This is a genomic window from Sphingomonas phyllosphaerae (assembly GCF_036946485.1).
Classification (GTDB): domain Bacteria; phylum Pseudomonadota; class Alphaproteobacteria; order Sphingomonadales; family Sphingomonadaceae; genus Sphingomonas; species Sphingomonas phyllosphaerae_E.
The window spans coordinates 171,722-187,500 of record NZ_JAQIJA010000005.1; the positions used below are offsets into that span (position 1 = coordinate 171,722).

Below are 15,779 nucleotides of genomic sequence, written 5' to 3' on the forward strand. Positions count from 1 at the left end.
TGCACCGGTCAATATCAAAAAAGGGCGGCGCTTCCACGAACGGGAAGCGCCGCAGTCGCCCTCAGGGAAGGGACCTAGAAAGTGGCACGCGCGGTGACGGTGAAGGTGCGGCCGTCATAATCGGCGCGCCGGATCAGCCGCGGATCGTTCTCATATTCGATGCGGATCGCGTTGGTGAGGTTGTAGGCGTCGAACGACAGCGACACGGTGTCGCTGAGGTTGGCCGAGGCCGACAGATCGAGCTGCCCGCGCGCCTTCACCTGTCGCGCCGCGCCGGTAAAGGTGCCGGCCGAGGCGAGATCGTATTTGCTGCGAATGTTGTAGACCAGACGGATGCCGCCAGCATCGGTCTCGTAATAGCCGATGACATTGGCATTGTGCTTCGACACGCCGGGCAGCGTCGCGTCCGCGCCGGTCGCGGTCTTGCCGCTGATCCCGGTGAAGGCATAGTTGAAGCCGCCGCCCAGATGCCGCAGCGCGCCGGGCAGGAAGTCGAGCGATTGCTGGAGGTTGAACTCCACCCCGCGCACCGTAACCGGATTGTCCTGATTGACGAAGCCGCTGGCGGTGACGAGGAACGGCGTCGGCACCGCGCCGCCGGTGTAGATCTGGTCGCTTTCGCAGCGGTCGCCGTTGACGCGCAGATTGCCGAGGCCCAGCGCCGCGCCGTCGGCGGGGCACAGGCGGGTCGGATCGGTGATCTGCGCGATCAGCCCGGTGATCCGCTTCTGGAAGGCAGCCACCGAGATGATGCCGTTCGGGCGGTTGTACCATTCGAGCGAGGCGTCGAACGAGGTCGATTCATACGGCTTCAGATCGGGGTTGCCGAGCGTCAGCGAATAGACGCCGTTGATCGGATTGCCGACGATCGTCGAGGGCGTGAACTGGCGCGGCTGCGGCCGCACATAGGTGCGATAGGCGGCGCCGCGCAGCAGCAGCTTGTCGGTCAGGTCGGCGACGAGGATGAACGACGGCAGCAGCTTGCCATAGCTTTGCCGGTAGGTGTTGGTGCGGAAATCGGCCGGCGAGCCGATCGTGCCGGTCAGCGAGATCCGGTCGAGCGCATCGATGGTGTTGCGCGCATATTCGTAGCGCAGGCCGCCGTTGCCGCGGATGCGGATGCCGCCGACGTCGAAGCCATATTTCACCTGCGCATAACCGGCGGCGATGTCGGTTTGGTTGGTGAAATTGTAGAGCGCGTAATTGTTGTCGTTGTAGCGGATGTTGAACCCGGCCGGCGACAGCGCCCCGCCCGGATAGAGCGTGACCGGCAACAGCTTCGACAGCGCATAGTCGAAGCGGGTCGCCTGCCAGTTGGTGCTGTACGTGCCCAGCTTGCCCCCGAAGAAATCGTCGGCGACCGGCGCGGTCTGCACGAACGAGCCGTCGATGTTCTGCGTCTGGAGCCCGAAGCCCGAGGTGCGATAGCCCTGCGAGATGAACTTGTTGTGCTCGAAGCGGAAGCCGGTCTGGATGCCGCTGATGACGCTGTCCTGAAAGGTCCGCTCGACGTCCCATTGATAGGCGAGCAGCTGGTTTTCGGCATAGCTTTGCGTGCCGGTCAGCTGGAAACGGTTGGTGCGCGCCGAGGCGGTCGACGAGTTGTAATATTGGGTCGGATCGGACAGGCCGCCCCAGATCCAGGTCGGCACCGCGCTGGTGATCAGCGGTTGCGGCGCGAGCGCATAATACATGTCGCCGACATCGCCCGCGCCGGTGCGCAGCGTGCCGCTGCCGCCATTGCCGGTCGACGTCTGGAGCCGGTCGAAGTCGATCGAGGTTTCTTCCGAGCGGTTGTTCGCGCGCGAGGCGGTCAGGATGGTCGACAGCCGCCAGGAATCGTCGCTCCACTCGGCCTTGCCGTTGATCCCCCAGCTGCTCTGCCGGATGCCCAGCCGGCGGGTCGAGGCGCGCGCATCGGGGTTGGTGAAGTCGTAGTCGGTGACGACATAGCGCCCGTCGTCCAGCTTCACCGGCGCCGAGGTCGGGGTCAGGAAGCTGGCGTCGTTCTGGCTGATGATCGAGATATATTGCATCGTCTTGGGCAGACGACGGTCGGTGTAGAAACCGGTCAGGCTGACGCGGGTGCGATCGTCGGGCTTCCATTCCGCACCCGCCGCCCCGGTGTAGAGATCACCGGGATTGAGACGCGAATATTGGCGAAGCTGCGAATTGTAGAGCACGCCGCCGGTCGAGGTGGTGCCGGTGCACGACGGGCAGGCGGCGGACTTCGCATAATAGCTGCCGAGCGTGCTTGCATTGGCCTGCGCCTGCGCGGCGGAGAAGCTGGAATAGCTGTTGAACTGGACGGTATCGCGGCGGAAATTCTCCTTCTTGTACGCGAGCACCGCGAACACGCCGAAGCTGTCGGAGAACAGGTGGTTGTAGCCGACGGTGGCAGCGGGCGCGAACTTGTCGCCGAGCTGGTTATATTCCAGCGCCGCCTTGGTGAAGCCGCCTTCCTTGCGGCTGAGCGCGGGGGCGATCTGAAGATCGACGTTACCCGACAGCCCGCCCGACTGCGCATTGGCGAGCGGCGACTTGTCGATGACGATCGCGCTGAAGATGTCGGCGTTGAACGCGCCCAGCGGCGCGGCTTCGGTCAGGATCGGCTCGGCGAAGGCGACGCCGTTCAGCGTCAGGCGGGCATATTCGCCAGGCAGGCCGCGCAGGTTGATCGTGGCATTGCGGCCCTCGGCCTCGCGGTTGATCTGGACGCCGGGAACGCGTTGCAGCGCCTCGCCGACGTTCAGGTCCGGGAAGCGGCCCAGCCCGTCCGACGAAATGCCGTCGGTGATCGCGATGTCGTTGCGCTTCGAGCGGATCGCATCGGCATAGCTCTGGCGGAAACCGGTGACGACGATGTCGCCCTCCGGCTGCGGAATCGCCTCCGGCTGCGATTGCGGGTCGGCGGCGGTGGTCTGATCGGGGTTGGCGGGCGTGGCGACGGTCGGGGTCGGCGGATTGGCGGCAGGCTCGGCCTGCTGCGCGAGCGCAGGCGTGCCGGCCAGCATCGTGGCGGCGAGTAACATGGCATCGAGCGACCGATGCCGACGTGCGGCGAACCTCATCGACTTCCCCTCCTTTGCGGAGCTTTCGCTCCGACGGCCCTCCCGGCATCGCGGCTTGCGCGCGATTTGATTGGCCTGCCCCATTGGTAAGACCAATCTATCGAGGACGCACTTTATATGTCAACTTGAATTATTAATTCGGCTTGGGACAACGTTTGAGATCGACGGGCTCAGTCGGGCGACGGCAGCGCCTTTCCGCCGGCGCTCGATGGAGGTCCGCCTTTGCGGCGGCCGGCATTACGACGACGGGGGTGTCGTTACGCGCCGGTGGCACTCACAGCAGATCGCCCGGCGCGTGACCGAAGTGCGCGCGGAAGTTGCGGTAGAAGGACGACAGGCTGTCGAAGCCGCACGCGAACGCAATGTCGGCAATCGTCCCGGTCCGTCGCTGTCGCAGCAGCGCCTGCGCCGCGTTCAACCGCGCCTCCAGCAACATGCGCGCACAGCTTTTGCCCGTTCGCTCGAACAATCGCTGGAGCGCGCGTTCGGACAGCCCGTGCGCCTGCGCGATCGATCGCGGCGTCAGGCGCGGATCGGCGCAATGCTTGTCGATGTAGCGGACGATCTCGCGCAGCCGCAGGTCGGCGAGCGACGCCTGCGCCACCTCTCCCGCATCCGCGGACAGGCCGCGGTCGAGCGCGATCAGCGTGGCCATGTGCCGCACCAGCACACAGGCGTCGTCCGGCGGTACCCTGTCGAGCACGGCGGGCAGCTGCGCGAGATAGTCGCTCGCCAGCCGACCCAGCGGCGTGGTGTGGCGGATGATCCCGACTGGATCGCCCTCGGGACGCGCCAGCAGATCGCGGAGCAGGTCGGCGGGAAACACCCATTGATCGAAGTCGACGAACGGACCGCCGCTTGCCAGCACCTCCACCCCGCAATCGCCGTAGACGATGTCGCCGGGGCACACCTCGATCTCGCGGCCGTTCAGCGCGATCCGGCCCGACGTCCGGCGATAACGGATCGCCCACAGGCAATCGGGTGCGCCACGGGCGATCTCCGCCGCGCCGCGCAGGCCGAGCGCCGCCTGCCCCAGATTGCGCACCATCCCCACCCCTCCGGCGAAACCGTGCAATTCGACATGCGCGATGAACCCGCCATCGCGGTCGAGCCCGTCGCGCTCCAGACGGATCGGTATCGCCCCGTTCATCAGCATGTCTCGCATGACGTCGAAGCGCGCAGGCCGAGGGATCGCAAGCGTTGACCAGCGGTCGACCAGCATCTTCTGCCCTCCACCGGTTACGTAACAAAGTGACGCCAGGTGTAAACAGCAGTTCCTTCCTGTCGGCGAACGGGATGTTGCTGGCGGCGATCGGGACGACGGCGATCATCGCCGCTGCGACAAGGCATTGGCGGAGACGGGAAAGGGTGGCCGGACTCGTCCGCTGTTCGATCCTGCCAGCATCGTTTCGATCAACCAGGGGACCATCCATGCCGATCAAGTCGTTCACCGGGACAGGCGCCGTCCTGCTCGCTCTCTGCACGATCGCCGCGCCCGCCAGCGGCCAGATCCCTGGCTGTGCCAGTGGCGGCTGTTCGGTGGCGCGCGCACAGGTGAAGGGCTATTCCAAGCAACTTGGTGAGAACAAGGGCTCCTTCTATTACTGGCAGCGGCAAAGCGACGACAGCGGCCCGACCGCCGCCGGCGCCGGGCTGAACCAGACCTCTCCGAAGGACGTGCAGATCATCGGCTCGGCGATCGCCGACATCGCGAAGGGCGCGCTTCACGCCAGCATTCAGCAGATCGGCGGCGGTGGGGGCAGCGCCTATGCCCAGATGGTCGATACCGTACAATTCTCGCTGCCGACCGGCGTGTCGAGCATCCTCGCCTCGGTCACCTGGGTGCTGGAAGGGGAAAACAGCTTCGTGGAGGGACGCTCCGTCGCCAATGTCCAGGGCGCCGGGCTCAGCATGACCCGTACCAGCGGGCGCGGCACCGGCTTCAACATCAGCCTCGCCGCACTTCGCCAGCAATCGGCAAGTTCCGGCAGCCTCTTCTACACCAAGGGGCCGCAGCGGATCGAAGTGACCAAGGACTTCACGATCTTCGATGGCGACGTCTACACGCTCAACGCCTTCGTCAATCTTGCGGCATCCTCCAGCGAGAAGGTCTGTTCCACGCTGGGCGGCTGCGTCGGCTATCTCGACGGGTCCAAGGCCGATTACGGCAATACGTCCTACTTCAACTTCGCCCTGCCGACCGGGGTGACGATGCTGTCGGGATCGGGAACCTTGCTGTCGAACCCCTATACGGCCGGCGGCGGCGCCGGGGCGGTGCCCGAACCCGCGACATGGGCGATGATGATCCTCGGCTTCGGCCTGGTCGGCGGCGCGTTGCGGCGGCGGCGGGCGGCACCGCAGCTTTCGTGGTAAAGTAGCCGGAAAATTAACCGTCTCGCGTTACTCCGATCGCATCGTCCCTGCGATCGGAGTTTCCCCCATGATCGTCATCGCCGGCTATGCCATTGGTTCGCTGTTCACGCTTGCTGCGGTCGCCAACGTTTGCCGCACGTGCCGACCGGTTCGCGTCCGCGCCCGCGCGCGGTAAGCTATTGATGCGGCGGCATTAGCGTCTTTCGGCTGTTTGCCGCCGCGTTTAGGGCAGCAACGCTCACCATTTAATTGTGTCATATTAACCACAATTAAGAAAAGAAAATGCCGTCAAAGCCTTAGCTGGCTTCAACAATCTTGCATGTTTTCGCGATCGCTGGCCACTTCCCCGCTCAGGCGCGCCATAAGCGCTTCAAAAGGGGAATATATGCGGAACTTCCTTGCGCACCGTACCAGCTTCATCGCGCTCGTCGTCGCGACCACCCTTCCCGCTGGTGCCTATGCGCAAGCAGCACCCGAACAGACCCCGACCGAAACGGCCGCCGCGTCCGAAACGGGTGACATCGTCGTCACCGGATCGCGCATCCGGCGCGACCCGCTCGACAATCCCTCCCCGGTCGTCACGATCGACGATGCCGCGATCGCCAAGACCGGCCTGTCCTCGATCGCCGACGTGCTGCAGCGCATTCCGGCGTCGTCGGGCGGCCTCAATTCGAAGTTCAACAATTCGGGCAACCTCGGCAATCCGCCCGACGGCGGCGGCGTCGGCGCAGGGTCGGCGGCGATCGACCTGCGCTATCTGGGGGCCAAGCGCACGCTCGTGCTGGTCGACGGCCTGCGCTACGTCAACGGCGCCAGCGCCAGCGGCATTCCCGGCACGGTCGATCTGAACTCGATCCCCGACGTCATGATCCAGCGGATCGAGGTGCTGCAATCGGGTGCCTCGGCGCTCTACGGCTCCGACGCGATCGGCGGGGTGGTCAACATCATCACCAAGTCGGGCCAGAAAGGCTTTCGCGCGCAGGCGCAATACGGCCAGTATCTGGGCGAGAACGACGGCGGCACGCAGAACTATCAGTTGAGCTGGGGCGGCGGCAGCGATCGCATCCACCTGGACGTCGGCGGCTTCTATACCAAGCAGGACCCGGTCAGCGCCGCCGACCGTTCGATCTCGCAATTCCCCAACCCCGGGCAGACGAGCTGCACCGATGACATCGGCGGCTGCTCCAGCTTCACGCCGTCGGGACGCTTCGTGGTCAACGGCCAGAACATCACGCTGCGCGCGCCGGTGACCGGGCGACGACCGGTTTATGATCCGACGCTGGCGACCGGCGATTTCAAGAACTTCACCGCGGCGGACCGCTTCAATTTCGCCCCCTATAATTACTTCCTCACCCCGAACGAGCGCTACGGCGGCTTTGCCAACGCCCGGGCCGAATTCAGCGAGTGGTTCAACGTCCGCGTGAAGGCGGTCTGGAACCATCGCCAGTCGCAGAACCGCGCCGCCTTCCTCCCGCTCGGGCTGGGGCCGGACATCGGCAACGGCAATCTGCTCGACACGATCACGATCGACGCGACCAACCCGTACAATCCGTTCGGCGTGTCGCTGGTGCCGGGGCAGAATTACAATGCGATCTATCGCCGGCTCGTCGAGGCGGGGCAGCGCACCTATAGCCAGACGGTCGACACCTTCTCGGTCACCGGCACGATCGACGGCAAGTTCCAGCTGTTCGGCAAGAACTGGTATTATGACGCCAATGCGATCGCGGCGACCAACGACGCGCATCAGCTGTTCACCGGCAACGTCAACGGCGCGAACCTGGCGCAGGCGCTGGGGCCGGTCAGCCAGTGCACCGGCGCCTGCGTGCCGTTCAACATCTTCGGCGGCGAGGGATCGATCACCCCCGAGATGCTCGCCTTCGTCGGCTTCGATGAGCGGTCGCGCAGCCAGCAGCGGCTGAACGACTTCACCTTCAACCTTTCGGGCGAGCTGTTCGACCTGCCCGGCGGCCCGGTCGGGATCGCCGCGGGTTACGAGCATCGTTACCAGCAAGGCAGCTTCACCCCCGATCCGATCATCCAGGCCGGGCTGGGCGCCGACATTCCCGCACAGGCGGCGCGCGGTTCGTTCAACGTCGACGAAGTCTATGGCGAGCTGCGCGTCCCGCTGATCCGCGATGTGCCGTTCCTCCGGCTGGTCGAACTCAACGGCGCGGTGCGCCACTCCGACTTCTCGACCTATGGCGGCAACACGACCTATTCGGGTGGCGCGCTGTGGAAGCCGATCAACGACCTGCTGCTGCGCGGCCAATATGCGGAAAGCTACCGCGCCGCGTCGATCGGCGAATTGTTCGGTGCGCAATCGCGCTTCGACCAGCCGCTGGCCGATCCGTGCAGCAACATCGCGGGTTCGCCGTACCAGACGTCCGCGACCGTCCGCACCAACTGCACCGCGAATGGCGTGCCCGCCAGCGGAAGCTACGCCGAGCCGACCGGCCAGCTGCCGATCCTGACCGGCGGCAATGCGGCGCTCGCCCCCGAAACCGCGACGACGTGGCTGTTCGGCGGCGTCTACAGCCCTGCCTGGGCGCGCACCGGCTTCGCCAGCGCACTGAGCCTCGAGGTCAATTATTACGACATCAAGGTCGATGGGGCGATCGCCTCGATCCCGGCCGACACGTTGCTCAACCGCTGCGCGCAGACCGGCGACCCCCTGTCGTGTGCGTCCGTGATCCGCGCACCCAGCGGCGTGATCACCGCGATCAACGGCGTGCTGCTCAACACCGGCGGGATCCGCACGCGCGGGATCGACGCCACGCTGACGCTGCGCACGCGCCAGACCGGCGCGGGCACCTTCGGCCTGTCGGTCAGCGGCAATTACCTGCTGAAATACGAGGAAACCGTGCCCGCCACCAACGGCACCACGACCACCTCGTACCTCGGCACCGAGCGCGGCAGCCCCGATCAGGCGTATCCGCATTTCAAGGGACAGGCGACGCTCGACTGGGACATCGGCCCGGTCGCGGCGGCGTTCACCGGGCGCTACATCGACAATGTCATCGAAAGCCAGGGCGGCAACCGGCTCGACCAGCGCTTCTACGGCGACGTGCAATTGACGTTCCGGCCGAGCTGGGTCGGAGAGCGCGTCGCGTTGACGCTGGGCATCAACAACGTCTTCGACACCGATCCGCCGGCCTGCTTCTCGTGCAGCCTGAACAATTACGATCCGACCACCTACGACGTGCCCGGCCGCTTCGGCTATGCACGGGTCAGCTACGGATTCTGATACCGACCAGCGATCGGACGGGTACGCCCGTCCGATCAACCGGTTAGCGCAATCGCAAGGCTTGCCGGCTATCCCGTTCCGACAGTTGGATGCGGGAACGGGTGTGGCGCGCAACAAGAAACTCATCGTGGCGTTCGCGGCGGCGCTGATCCTCGCTGCCGCCGGCATCGCGCTCGGCATCTGGATGCAGCGCGACGGGGTGGCGACCGCGCTGGAACGCGATGCGCATCGCGCCGAGGCGGGTGCGCCGACCGTGCCCGCCGATCAGGTGCGGCAAGCGCAGCCGCTTTACTACACCTTCGACCCGGACATCGTCCTCAACATCAAGGATACCGATGCGGTGATCGACGCGGGCGTCTCGCTGTCGACGCATGACGCCGCGACAAGGGACGCGCTGAAGAACGACGATCCGGCGCTGCGCTCGGCGATCCTGATGGCGCTTGCCGACTTGCCGCAGGACACCGCGATGAGCGACGCCGGCAAGGCACAGATGCTCGCCCGGATCGTCGCCGCGGTGAACCGCCAGCTTCAAAGCGACGGCTATCGCGGCACCGTCGACGGCGCTTACTTCACCAGCTTCGTCGTCGGCGGCGGGGACACGCAGTAAGCCGCGTCCCGCGTCACGACAGCGTGGCGATCCAGCGCTCCAGCGCCGCGGTGTCGCGCATGTCGCCGCGATACGCATGGCGCGGCGTCGCGGGCACGTTCGATCCGCGTTTGCGCCCGCGATAGACTTTCATCGGCACCACCGCGTCCGCAAAGCCGCTCGGCAACGGGATCGACCGCACGTCCATGTAGAGCGAGTCCGCGCTCGTTTCCTGCCCCACCTGCACCGCGCCGAGCGCCGTCCACAGATCGACCGCATCGAGGCACGCCGATGCGCAGGCCCAATCGGTCAGGACGTACACCTTTGCCGCCAGTGGCGTATCCGGCGCGATGGCGGTGGATGCGCGCGCGGGCGGCGCCGTGTCCGGCTCGCGCCACAAAGGTTGCCGCCTGGCGATCGCGCCGGCGAGCCCGGTCGCGATCCGCTCCACCCATGCCTTCGCCTCGGGCGAGACATCGGCGGAAGAGGTCAGGTCGGCGCGATATTTCTGCATCGCGGCCAGATTGCCCGGCGACGCGCGCCAATCCACCGCGGTCGCCTCCGCTTCCTGTGCATCGGTTGCCGCCTGCCCCCATAACACGGCCGCGATCTGTTGCGACCAGTCCGACGACCCGCCGCCATTGCCGCGCAGATCGAGGACGATGCGCGGCGCCGCCCGCACGGCGGCGCGGTCCCGCTTCATCGCGGCGATCATCGGGGCCAGCCCCCTGGCAGCGTCGCCCGCCGGATCGCCGTCGAAGCTGGGCATCGTGTACCAGCGTGTCCCGTCAGCCAGCGTGCGCGACGCGAAATCGGGGCGCGCGCGCGGCGCGGTGGCCGCGAACCGGTCCTGAAACGCGGCATCGGACAGCGGACGCCACGCCAAGGCGACGTCCCGCGTCTTCCCCTTCACCGAGAAGCGACAGCGCGTCGGACGGGTGATGAACGGATTGCCGGCGTCGATGAACAACCGCCCGCCGTTCGTCGCACGCTGGCTGAGCAGCTGCCACCTTCCCCGGAACGCGCCGACGTTGCGCGCCGCGAGCGGCTCCGCCGCCACGCCATCACAGCTCGCAAGCTGCGCGCCGAGCGGCAGGTCGACGTCATCCGCCCGCGTCCGCACCACCTGTCGCCCCGCCTCGTCGAAACCGGTCAGGAACCCCGGCCATGCCAGCGGCAACGGTTGCGCGTCATGCACGTCGAGCGCGAGATGCCCGTCGTTGAAGCTCGCGACATAGCCCCGCATCACGCCGATATAGCCGCCGTAGCTGCGCACCTGTCCGGCACGTCGCCGCGCCAGCGCGAAGCTCGCCTCGTTCCGCTTCGTGAAACCGGGATCGAGCCGGTTGAGCGGCCCGGGATGGTTGGCCGCAACGTGATCGTGGAACGCCTGCACATCCTGCCGCGTCAACGCCGCCCAATCCGCTGGCGGCACATCGGCCGCCGACAGCGCCACCCCGGCCAGCACCAGCCCAACAGCCCGTTTTCTCATCGTCATCCCCCCGCCCCTGTCCGTCCCCATGTGCGGATTGTTCGCGCGCCTCAACCGGATAATCGACCCGCGAACCTTGCTGCCTCATTTAACGATATAAGGATGTCTTTATATCGCCGTTGACAGACGTGCGCGGATCGTGTTCAAACCGGCGCGTCGAGGTTCCTCATCCCAGGCATGGCGATGGGGCTAAGACGGGAAGCCGGTGCTGCCTTTCGGGGCAAAGTCCGGCGCTGCCCCCGCAACTGTAAGCGGTGAGCGGCGGTTCCTTTTCGTGTCACTGGGCTCCGCACCGAGCCCGGGAAGGCCGGAACCACCGCGTCGACCCGTGAGCCAGGAGACCTGCCTCCGACGCGATAACGTTCCTCGGACGGGGGTTCCTCCGGCGGATCGCGCTTGACGCATGGTCCGTGGTCGCGTGTCGGCCGGCCCTGTTCACGCCTTGCGCGCTCTTCCCTGACCCCTGCCCGCAACATGCAGGTGAGTCATGACGAATAGCGGCTTCACGTTCACGGTCGGCAGCATCCCGTTCGACGAGGAGTATCGCCCCGCGGACAACACGCGCATCACCACCAACTTCGCCAATCTGGCGCGCGGCGAACGCCGGCGCGAGAATCTGCGCAACACGCTGGCGATGATCGATCACCGCTTCAACTCGCTGATGCATTGGGACAATCCCACGGGCGACCGCTATACGGTGGAACTGAAGATCATCTCCGCGGCGTTGCGGATCGATGCCGACGCGGGGGCGGAGGCGTTTCCGCTGATCGAGATCCTGCACACCGCGGTCGTCGACACGCATCGCGGCGAGCGCAGCGACGGGATCGTCGGCAACAATTTCTCCTCGTACATCCGCGACTATGACTTCAGCGTCGTGCTGCCGGATCATCTCCAGCGCACCGACACCCGCGACGCGCCCGAGCATTTCGGCGACCTGCACGGCAATCTGTTCAAGCATTTCCTCAGGTCGGACGCCTATCGCGCGCATTTCGCCAAGCCGCCGGTCATCTGCCTGAGCGTTTCCAGCAAGGAAGTCTATCACCGCAGCGCGAACGTCCACCCGATCCTGGGCATCGAATACAAGAACGACGGCGCGTCGGCGACCGACCGCTATTTCGCGAAGATGGGCATGACGGCGCGATACTTCATGCCGCCGCACAGCGTCGCGCCGCTCGCCTTTTATCATATCGGCGATCTGGTCGGCGACTACAGCAATCTGGAACTCGCCAGCACGATCAGCACGATGGAGACGTTCCAGAAAATCTACCGGCCGGAAATCTACAACGCCAATTCGGTCGCTGCGGAACGTTACCAGCCCAGCCTGGCGTATCAGGACTATTCGCTGACCCGCATCGTCTACGATCGCGAGGAACGCAGCCGGCTGGCGATCGAACAGGGCCGGTTCGCCGAAGAACATCTCATCAAGCCGCACGGCGCGACGCTCGCGCGCTGGTCCGCCACCTGCGGCCTTTGATCCGCACGAACGACACGAAGGTATTGCATCATGACGACATTGTTGCCGACGACCACCGCGGGCAGCCTGCCCAAGCCCGCATGGCTGGCCACCCCCGAAACCCTATGGTCGCCCTGGAAGCTGGAGGCGGAGGAATTGGTCGCGGGCAAGCAGGACGCGCTGCGGCTGGCGGTCGACGATCAACGGCAGGCCGGCATCCATATCGTCGGGGACGGCGAGCAGACCCGCCAGCATTTCGTCACCACCTTCATCGAACATCTGGGCGGGGTCGATTTCGAAAAGCGCAAGGTGGTGCGGATCCGCGATCGCTATGACGCCAGCGTCCCGACCGTCGTCGGCGCGGTGTCGCGGCTCAACCCGGTCTTCGTCGAGGATGCGGCCTTCCTGCGCGCGCAGACCGACCGGCCGATCAAATGGACGCTGCCCGGGCCGATGACGATGATCGACACGCTCTACGACGACCACTACCGCAGCCGGGAAAAGCTGGCGTGGGAGTTCGCCTGCCTGCTGAACGAAGAAGCCCGCGAACTCGAAGCCGTGGGCGTCGACATCATCCAGTTCGATGAGCCAGCCTTCAACGTCTTCTTCGACGAGGCCAATGATTGGGGCATCGCCACGCTGGAGCGCGCCGCCGAGGGACTGAAGGCGGAAACCGCCGTCCACATCTGCTATGGCTATGGCATCAAGGCGAATACCGACTGGAAGAAGACGCTGGGCGCCGAGTGGCGGCAATATGAGCAGACCTTCCCCAATCTGCAGAGGTCGACGATCGATATCATCTCGCTGGAATGCCAGAATTCACGCGTGCCGATGGACCTGATCGAACTCGTCCGCGGCAAGAAGGTGATGGTCGGCGCGATCGACGTTGCGACCGACGCGGTCGAAACGCCGGAGCAGGTCGCCGCCACGCTCCGCAACGCGCTCCGCTTCGTCGATGCCGACAAGCTCTATCCTGCCACCAACTGCGGCATGGCGCCGCTCGCGCGCGGGGTCGCGCGCGGCAAGCTGCACGCACTGACCGCGGGTGCGGCGATCGTCCGGGAGGAACTGACGGCCTGATCGTGCCCGGGAGCGCGCCACACGCTCGTTGACGGGCGCGCGTGTGGTGCCTTTGTGCAGATTCAGCGCTGCTTCTTCGCGATCGTGGCGGTGAAATCCGGATCCTTGTTGGCCACCCAATCCACAAACTTGCGCACGTTGGGGTGATCCAGCAGCCCCGCGACCTCCATCCCGTGTCGCTGCAATTCGGAATTGGTGAAATTGGCGATCAGGGTCTGCTGACAGATCGAGTGCATCGGCACGACATCGCGACCACCGCGGCTTTTGGGCACCGGATGATGCCAGACGATCGTCTTGCCGGTCGGCCGGGCGCAAAGCCAGCATGGCACCGCAGCGGCCGGCGCCTCGTCGTCCTGCGAGAGATGATCATATGGATCCTGCTTCGAACGTCTCGCCATATCTCGATCCAATTGCCTTCCTGGCCGCGGCTGTAGCGAAGTGGGCGGATGTTTCATACGGAAAGCCAGCGACCGGGCGACGCGCCGGCAGCACTTTAGCCAGGGGTGGGGAGCGCCCGATCATGCCGCGAACGCCAGCCGGGGCAGAGTGGATGCATTTGATGCGCGCCGCTGTTCGCGAACGCTGTGCCCCGAAAGCAGGTATTGAAGGTGACGATGGGTCGTTATCGCTGAGGCGGCTGGGGGGGATGGTCGAGGGTGGAGCCTCCCCCCGTTTCACAGCTGGAGCGGGTGGCGGGGACCGAGCTGCGGCTATCCCCCGAACGCCAACAGCCCCGTCTCTGCCGAGACGGGGCTGTTGGTGTGTGTTGGTTGCGGGGACAGGATTTGAACCTGTGACCTTCAGGTTATGAGCCTGACGAGCTACCGGGCTGCTCCACCCCGCGCCGAGGTGTTGAGGGTTTGTGGATGGGTTCTTTGTGTGTGCGAGCTGCAATGCCTGGCGGCGACCTACTCTTCCATCGCTTGAGCGATAGTACCATTGGCGCAGAGGGGTTTCACGTCCGAGTTCGGGATGGGATCGGGTGGTTCACCGACGCTATGGCCACCAGGCAATGGAGCCTGCACATGTGTCCTGCCCGGCTTTGTGGCCGGGAGGATCTGGTTCAAATCGATGCACTTTCATGTCTGGTTGAGGTGTCATCACCTGCGTTCCAACGCTGTTGTTGGGGGTGTGTGCTCTCAAGCGCGAATAGGACGATTAGTATCGGTTAGCTTCACGCGTTACCGCGCTTCCACATCCGATCTATCAAGGTCGTGGTCTTCGACCGTCCTGAGAAATCTTATCTCGAGGGAGGCTTCCCGCTTAGATGCTTTCAGCGGTTATCCCGTCCGTACATAGCTACCCTGCTGCGCCGTTGGCACGACGACAGGTACACCAGAGGTACGTTCAACCCGGTCCTCTCGTACTAGGGTCAACTCCTCTCAAATTTCGACGCCCACGGCAGATAGGGACCAAACTGTCTCGCGACGTTCTGAACCCAGCTCACGTACCACTTTAATTGGCGAACAGCCAAACCCTTGGGACCTGCTCCAGCCCCAGGATGTGATGAGCCGACATCGAGGTGCCAAACAACCCCGTCGATATGAGCTCTTGGGGGTTATCAGCCTGTTATCCCCGGCGTACCTTTTATCCGTTGAGCGATGGCCCTTCCACGAGGGACCACCGGATCACTATGACCGACTTTCGTCTCTGCTCGACTTGTCAGTCTCGCAGTCAGGCGGGCTTATGCCATTGCACTCTAACAGCCGGTTTCCAACCGGCCTGAGCCCACCTTCGCGCGCCTCCGTTACTCTTTAGGAGGCGACCGCCCCAGTCAAACTACCCGCCACAGAGGGTCCCTGTACCGGTTTCACGGTACGAGGTTAGACAGTAGACAACAACAGGGTGGTATTTCACCTATGGCTCCACACCGGCTGGCGCCAATGCTTCAAAGCCTCCCACCTATGCTACACAGTTCTTGTCCACTGCCACTCTGAAGCTGCAGTAAAGGTGCACGGGGTCTTTCCGTCTAACCGCGGGTACTCCGCATCTTCACGGAGAATTCAATTTCGCTGAGCATGTCCTGGAGACAGTGGGGAAGTCGTTACGCCATTCGTGCAGGTCGGAACTTACCCGACAAGGAATTTCGCTACCTTAGGACCGTTATAGTTACGGCCGCCGTTTACCTGGGCTTCATTTCAGAGCTTGCACCCCTCCACTTAACCTTCAGGCACCGGGCAGGCGTCAGGCCCTATACGTCGTCTTGAAGCCGACTTAGCAGAGCCCTGTGTTTTTGCTAAACAGTCGCTACCCCCCTGGCCTGTGCCCCCCATGAGAGCTTGCGCTGACATGGGGCCTCCTTCTTCCGAAGGTACGGAGGCAATTTGCCGAGTTCCTTCAGGACACTTCTCTCAAGCGCCTTGGTATACTCTACCAGACCACCTGTGTCGGTTTCGGGTACGGTCTATACGGTGGGGCTATTTCCCGGGACAGCTTCGAAGCCAGCTCAATCCGTTAAGAGCTGACAACACACGCCATCC

Annotated in this window: 9 protein-coding genes, 1 tRNA gene, 2 rRNA genes and 1 riboswitch (1 of these 13 cut by a window edge); of the genes, 5 read left to right on the forward strand and 7 right to left on the reverse strand. The window is 64.7% G+C overall.

From position 1 onward, the window contains the following. Positions 1–74: 74 nt before the first annotated feature. Positions 75–3,071 carry a TonB-dependent receptor gene (locus PGN16_RS09355; RefSeq protein ID WP_335309141.1) on the reverse strand — a complete coding sequence of 999 codons (2,997 nt, stop codon included), beginning with the start codon at positions 3,069–3,071 and terminating at the stop codon, positions 75–77. Between the two features lie 274 nt (positions 3,072–3,345). Beyond that, a complete protein-coding gene (locus PGN16_RS09360; protein ID WP_335309142.1) occupies positions 3,346–4,236 on the reverse strand; it encodes an AraC family transcriptional regulator in 891 nt (296 codons plus the stop codon). Positions 4,237–4,502: 266 nt separating this feature from the next. Between PGN16_RS09360 and PGN16_RS09365 the strand changes: the two genes are divergently transcribed. The 3 genes from PGN16_RS09365 to PGN16_RS09375 all read left to right on the forward strand — a co-directional run bounded on the left by PGN16_RS09365 (position 4,503) and on the right by PGN16_RS09375 (position 9,295). Continuing rightward, positions 4,503–5,444, forward strand: a complete 942-nt coding sequence (locus tag PGN16_RS09365; protein WP_335309143.1) for a PEPxxWA-CTERM sorting domain-containing protein — start codon at positions 4,503–4,505, stop codon at positions 5,442–5,444. 385 nt (positions 5,445–5,829) lie between these two features. Next, a complete protein-coding gene (locus tag PGN16_RS09370) occupies positions 5,830–8,688 on the forward strand; it encodes a TonB-dependent receptor domain-containing protein (protein ID WP_335309144.1) in 2,859 nt (952 codons plus the stop codon). Positions 8,689–8,791: 103 nt separating this feature from the next. Beyond that, complete coding sequence (locus PGN16_RS09375; RefSeq protein WP_335309145.1) at positions 8,792–9,295, forward strand: flagellar basal body-associated FliL family protein; 504 nt, start codon at positions 8,792–8,794, stop codon at positions 9,293–9,295. A 13-nt stretch (positions 9,296–9,308) separates the two neighbouring features. Here the strand turns inward: PGN16_RS09375 and PGN16_RS09380 are convergent, their stop codons facing one another. Then, positions 9,309–10,766 (reverse strand): hypothetical protein, encoded by a 1,458-nt coding sequence (locus PGN16_RS09380; protein WP_335309146.1) that lies wholly within the window; start codon positions 10,764–10,766, stop codon positions 9,309–9,311. A 143-nt stretch (positions 10,767–10,909) separates the two neighbouring features. Continuing rightward, positions 10,910–11,130: riboswitch (cobalamin riboswitch) on the forward strand. Between the two features lie 123 nt (positions 11,131–11,253). Here PGN16_RS09380 and PGN16_RS09385 point away from each other — a divergent pair. Further along, a complete protein-coding gene (locus PGN16_RS09385) occupies positions 11,254–12,240 on the forward strand; it encodes a DUF1852 domain-containing protein (RefSeq protein WP_335309147.1) in 987 nt (328 codons plus the stop codon). Positions 12,241–12,270: 30 nt separating this feature from the next. Next, positions 12,271–13,299, forward strand: a complete 1,029-nt coding sequence (locus PGN16_RS09390; protein ID WP_335309148.1) for a methionine synthase — start codon at positions 12,271–12,273, stop codon at positions 13,297–13,299. Positions 13,300–13,361: 62 nt separating this feature from the next. Here PGN16_RS09390 and PGN16_RS09395 read toward each other — a convergent pair whose 3' ends face one another. The 4 genes from PGN16_RS09395 to PGN16_RS09410 all read right to left on the reverse strand — a co-directional run. Beyond that, complete coding sequence (locus tag PGN16_RS09395; protein ID WP_335309149.1) at positions 13,362–13,697, reverse strand: hypothetical protein; 336 nt, start codon at positions 13,695–13,697, stop codon at positions 13,362–13,364. 369 nt (positions 13,698–14,066) lie between these two features. Then, positions 14,067–14,143 (reverse strand) — tRNA-Met (locus PGN16_RS09400). 51 nt (positions 14,144–14,194) lie between these two features. Next, positions 14,195–14,309, reverse strand: a 5S ribosomal RNA gene (gene rrf, locus PGN16_RS09405). A gap of 128 nt (positions 14,310–14,437) precedes the next feature. Next, positions 14,438–15,779: ribosomal RNA gene (locus tag PGN16_RS09410) — 23S ribosomal RNA — on the reverse strand; it runs 1,483 nt beyond the window's last position.

What these genes read in the sequence shown, in the direction of transcription:
- PGN16_RS09365 (WP_335309143.1), top strand. Translation starts at nt 4,503, where the DNA reads ATGCCGATCAAGTCGTTCACCGGGACAGGCGCCGTCCTGCTCGCTCTC.
- PGN16_RS09395 (WP_335309149.1), bottom strand. Translation starts at nt 13,697, where the DNA reads ATGGCGAGACGTTCGAAGCAGGATCCATATGATCATCTCTCGCAGGAC.
- PGN16_RS09360 (WP_335309142.1), bottom strand. Translation starts at nt 4,236, where the DNA reads ATGCGAGACATGCTGATGAACGGGGCGATACCGATCCGTCTGGAGCGC.
- PGN16_RS09390 (WP_335309148.1), top strand. Translation starts at nt 12,271, where the DNA reads ATGACGACATTGTTGCCGACGACCACCGCGGGCAGCCTGCCCAAGCCC.
- PGN16_RS09380 (WP_335309146.1), bottom strand. Translation starts at nt 10,766, where the DNA reads ATGAGAAAACGGGCTGTTGGGCTGGTGCTGGCCGGGGTGGCGCTGTCG.
- PGN16_RS09370 (WP_335309144.1), top strand. Translation starts at nt 5,830, where the DNA reads ATGCGGAACTTCCTTGCGCACCGTACCAGCTTCATCGCGCTCGTCGTC.
- PGN16_RS09355 (WP_335309141.1), bottom strand. Translation starts at nt 3,071, where the DNA reads ATGAGGTTCGCCGCACGTCGGCATCGGTCGCTCGATGCCATGTTACTC.
- PGN16_RS09385 (WP_335309147.1), top strand. Translation starts at nt 11,254, where the DNA reads ATGACGAATAGCGGCTTCACGTTCACGGTCGGCAGCATCCCGTTCGAC.